Annotated in this window: 5 protein-coding genes; 3 read left to right on the forward strand and 2 right to left on the reverse strand. The window is 51.3% G+C overall.

Translation table 11 applies throughout. The annotated features are described in order from the left end of the window. Positions 1–40 precede the first annotated feature (40 nt). Together meaB and AC3DOM_RS13795 are read right to left on the reverse strand one after the other, a co-directional pair. Entirely contained in the window at positions 41–1042 is a 1002-nt protein-coding gene (gene meaB, locus AC3DOM_RS13790) for a methylmalonyl Co-A mutase-associated GTPase MeaB (protein ID WP_487919622.1), read from the reverse strand. A gap of 10 nt (positions 1043–1052) precedes the next feature. Then, positions 1053–1457: a cobalamin B12-binding domain-containing protein gene (locus tag AC3DOM_RS13795; protein ID WP_487919623.1), complete on the reverse strand. Its 405-nt coding sequence runs from the start codon at positions 1455–1457 to the stop codon at positions 1053–1055. A 168-nt stretch (positions 1458–1625) separates the two neighbouring features. Between AC3DOM_RS13795 and AC3DOM_RS13800 the strand changes: the two genes are divergently transcribed. The 3 genes from AC3DOM_RS13800 to AC3DOM_RS13810 form a co-directional block, all read left to right on the forward strand. Next, positions 1626–2636, forward strand: a complete 1011-nt coding sequence (locus AC3DOM_RS13800; protein ID WP_487919624.1) for an NAD-dependent epimerase/dehydratase family protein — start codon at positions 1626–1628, stop codon at positions 2634–2636. A 61-nt stretch (positions 2637–2697) separates the two neighbouring features. Then, positions 2698–3537, forward strand: coding sequence for a hypothetical protein (locus AC3DOM_RS13805; RefSeq protein WP_487919625.1), 840 nt, complete (start codon positions 2698–2700; stop codon positions 3535–3537). Positions 3538–3624: 87 nt separating this feature from the next. Further along, positions 3625–4252, forward strand: a 628-nt coding sequence (locus tag AC3DOM_RS13810; RefSeq protein ID WP_487919626.1) for a TRM11 family SAM-dependent methyltransferase, incomplete at its 3' end; no start/stop codon positions are given.

Here is a 4252-nt window from a genome sequence, read left to right on the forward strand (position 1 = left end):
TCCCGTTCAACCCCCCGAAAGCGGATCCGTTCTCCGTAGATCATGCTCTTCTCCTGTCCAACAAGGCTTCTGCCGCACTCCATGGGGATTGCTTTCGAAGCATAATATTGGATAGTGTTTCCTCGTAAATTTCAGGGGAAAGTTCATCCAAAAAGCGTGCAAACAAATTATCTCGCAGGAGCGTTTCGAACGTGGTTTGAAGCTGGGTTCGCTCACGAGCGGCCCACTCTCCTCCTTCACGTAGAAATGTAATGTGATCTTCAATCGCTTCAACCAAATCTGTGATCCCAACCCCATCCTTGGCCACAGTGCGTTTTATGACTGGTATCCAAAGTGGATCGTCGGCTTTGGGCGTCTGCGCCGGGACAACCATTCTCTGCCCGTGATGATGGAAAACGCGCTGGGTGGGGTGCGCCATATCCAGCATCCCCCTGAGGGCCCGTTCGGAATTTTCCACGCCGGGACGGTCTGCTTTGTTGACCACAAGAATATCTGCGATCTCGAGAATGCCCGCCTTGATCGCCTGAATATCATCGCCCAAACCGGGTGCTTCCACAACGAGGGTTGTGTGGGCGAGTCTGGCAATATCCACTTCGGCCTGGCCAGCGCCAACGGTTTCGATCAGGATGAGGTCGAAGCCTGCCGCGTCGAAAACCTGCACCATGGATGCCGTCGCCTGGGCGAGACCACCAAGCGATCCACGCGAGGCCATTGAGCGGATAAAGACATTCGGGTCTCCTGCGAGGTCACGCATCCGCACACGGTCACCAAGGACAGCGCCACCGGTGAAAGGGCTGGAGGGGTCAACGGCCAGAATGGCAACCCTTTTTCCCTCTTTGCTGTACTGCAGGGCTAATTGATTAACGAGGGTTGATTTTCCCGTCCCCGGTGCGCCAGTGATTCCGATCAGATGGGCTTTTCCTGTATGAGGGTAAAGTTCATCCAGGGCCTTTCGCCCTTCTTCGCTATTATTTTCTACATGAGTCAGCAACCGCGAGAGCGCAAGACGATCTTGATTCAAAAGAGCTTGAGATAGGCTCATAAAGACCATCTCAAGCTCTTTTCTGTATAGCGGTGCGGATTTCAGTGACAATGTCTTCGGTGGATGCTCCTGGTCCATAAATCCCCGTTACGCCCATTTTATTAAGTTGGGCAATGTCATCGTCTGGGATAATGCCGCCCAAAAAGAGCTTCACATCCTCCTGCCCGTTTGCCTTGATCAATTCCAAAATGCGTGGGACAAGTGCCATATGCGCTCCGGAGAGAATGGAGATACCAATTACATCCACATCCTCTTGCAGGGCAGCTTCAGCGATCATCTCGGGTGTCTGACGCAGACCCGTGTAGATCACCTCCATGCCCGCGTCGCGCAGCGCCCGCGCGACAACTTTTGCCCCTCGGTCGTGTCCATCTAAGCCCGGTTTGGCGACCAGGACACGAATTTTTCTTTCAGCCATTAATCCTCCAGCGAAAAAAAACAAGATATTTAAAGCCGAAAAAATTATACTATAGGTGGTTCAATTTCACCTTGCATATTATTTATAAAGGATTTTTGACACTGGATATTTTTGCTTATCTTCCTTACAATAAAAGTATTCCCCTATTTTCTTGAAGGAGACCGAATAATGCGTCGTAAAGCAATTCTAATCACCGGTGCGGCTGGCGAAGTTGGGCAGGCCCTTGTCGAAAGACTCGCCGAGCAGAATAATAATCATGTGATCAGTATGGATATCCGGCCTTTGCCGCCTGAACTGGATGCGAAGGTTCAGCATATCGTTGGCGATATCCTCGATCAATCGCTGTTTGATCGTTTGGTCAGTGAATACGATATTACTCATATCTACCATCTGGCAGCACTGCTCTCAACCAGAGCGGAATATTCCCCGATGTTGGCGCATAATGTCAACGTTGGAGGAACGATGAGGTTGCTCCAGCTTGCCGCCGAGCAATCTGAATGGAAAAGTGAACCAGTCATTTTTATCTTCCCCAGCTCTGTGGCTGCATTTGGTATGGGGTCGCTGGAAAATAAGGCTGAAAATCCGCGTCCCCAGGAATGGGAATGGAATAAACCCATCACCATGTATGGTTGTAATAAACTTTATGGTGAAACCCTCGGTATCTACTATAGCAATAATTACAAGCAACTATCTGAAAACGAACCCGCCATGCTTGATTTTCGCTGCGTACGCTTTCCCGGCCTGATCTCAGCTTTTACTGTTCCCAGTGGGGGAACCAGCGATTACGGTCCCGAGATGCTCCATGCTGCTGCACAGGGTAAGCCTTATGCCTCCTTCGTCCGCGAAGATGCCGCGATCTCCTTTATGGCCATGCCCGACGCTGTTACATCTTTGATCCAATTGGCTGCTGCGCCTCGTGAAAATCTCTCTCACCAAATTTACAATATCACCGCCTTCAGCTTGAGCGCAGAAGAATTTGCAGCCCATGTCAAAAAACATTTTCCCGATGCCGATATCACCTATTCACCCGATATCAGTCGTCAACGTATTATTGATTCATGGCCGATTGATATGAACGATGACGCCGCTCGCCGTGATTGGGGTTGGAAGCCTGCCTATGACGCTGAGCACGCTTTTAGCGACTATCTCGTTCCCAATATCCGGAAACGATACGAATAATATTTTTTCAACAAAGAACCCGTTCCCTTTAAGGGAACGGGTTCTTCTCCTATCGCATTTTATGAAATCAACACATCCTCTCGCTCCCATCTGGGTTTTGCCCCTCGTCATTTTCATCGCCCTGACATCCTGCGCGCCGACCCAGACTGTAACTCCGCTTGCCCCCGTTTCAGAGACGCCAGCCCTATCCCCAACCGCGACCGTGCAATGGTTTCCTCCCACAGCTACCCTTACGCCGCACCTCGTCCAGCCCCCCAGTGCGACTCCAGTCTATTTGCCCGGCCTGGGAGAAACCCTCGCCACAGACGATTTTGCATCGGGAGCCGCATGGAATACGATCACCTCCGACCAAGGCAATATCAGTGTAAGCCGCAACCGGATTACCATCGCTGTGAAAGAGCCCCAAATTTATATGATCAGCCTGCGCAATGAACCCCTGCTGACAAATTTTTATGCTGAGATCAGCGCACATCCCGCGCTTTGCAGAGGCGGCGACTCGTATGGGCTTCTTTTTCGGGCGAATAATGCGGCAGCCTACCGATATGCGCTTGCCTGTGATGGGACCGTCCGCCTCGACCGAATGAGCCTGGAACGCGCCAGAGTGATTCATCCGCCACTCCCCAGCGGAGATGTGCCCCCCGGATCTCCCGGCGATGTTCGGCTTGGTGTTTGGGCTGTGGGACCTGAAATGAGATTCTTTTTGAATGGTCGTCACCAATTCACGGCGGTCGATGTTAATCTTGAGATTGGTACGCTGGGAGTATTCGCCCAATCTGCCGGAGAGACGGCGATGACGGTCACATTTTCTGATTTGGTTGTACAATCAGTGGCATACGCCAGCCCGACTCCAACGATGACACCCTCGCAAACACCGGTGCCAACGAGTACGCGATCACCGTGAAGTGAGACGAGTGATGCGTGATTCACTTTTCACGATTCACGTTTTTACGTCCTCATCTTCACCAAGTACAACAGGACTAAAGAAAACATGGCCTATAAAAATCGCATGAACGACCTCGACAACAAAACCTGGTTGAAGTTCCAGAAATCCTGGTTCATCCATAATCCACCACGGCGCAAAAAAGGCGTCTTGAGACACCCTGCGAAATACCCTGAGACCCTGATCCAGGAATTCATCGAATTTTTCACCAAAGAGGGCGCGACCGTTCTCGATCCGATGGTGGGAACGGGGAGCACGCTCGTTGCTGCCTTGCGTAGTGGACGCCACTCTTATGGGATCGAGTTGAACTCCAAATACGCGCAGATCGCGAAAGAGGTTGTTGCCGAGGAAAAAGCAGCTTTAGCGGAGACCCGCCAGAACACAAATCTGACCGCCGAGGTGATCAATGGGGATGCTGCCAAGGCATTAAATTATTCCATCCCGGAAATCGACTATCTGATCACCTCCCCGCCCTACTGGGATATGCTCCACGCGCGCGGCTCGGAGACACAAAAGAAACGCCGTACCGAATCCGAGCTGGATGTGGTCTATTCAGACGACCCAAATGATGTGGGGAATATGCCCGATTATGAGGAGTTTTTGGAGAAATTGGTGGGCATTTATGCTGGGCTAAAGCCACTGATGCGAGAAAGAGCTTATTTAACGATCATCGTCA

Source organism: Candidatus Desulfolinea nitratireducens (assembly GCF_982879505.1).

What these genes read in the sequence shown, in the direction of transcription:
- AC3DOM_RS13800 (WP_487919624.1), top strand. Translation starts at nt 1,626, where the DNA reads ATGCGTCGTAAAGCAATTCTAATCACCGGTGCGGCTGGCGAAGTTGGG.
- meaB (WP_487919622.1), bottom strand. Translation starts at nt 1,042, where the DNA reads ATGAGCCTATCTCAAGCTCTTTTGAATCAAGATCGTCTTGCGCTCTCG.
- AC3DOM_RS13805 (WP_487919625.1), top strand. Translation starts at nt 2,698, where the DNA reads ATGAAATCAACACATCCTCTCGCTCCCATCTGGGTTTTGCCCCTCGTC.
- AC3DOM_RS13795 (WP_487919623.1), bottom strand. Translation starts at nt 1,457, where the DNA reads ATGGCTGAAAGAAAAATTCGTGTCCTGGTCGCCAAACCGGGCTTAGAT.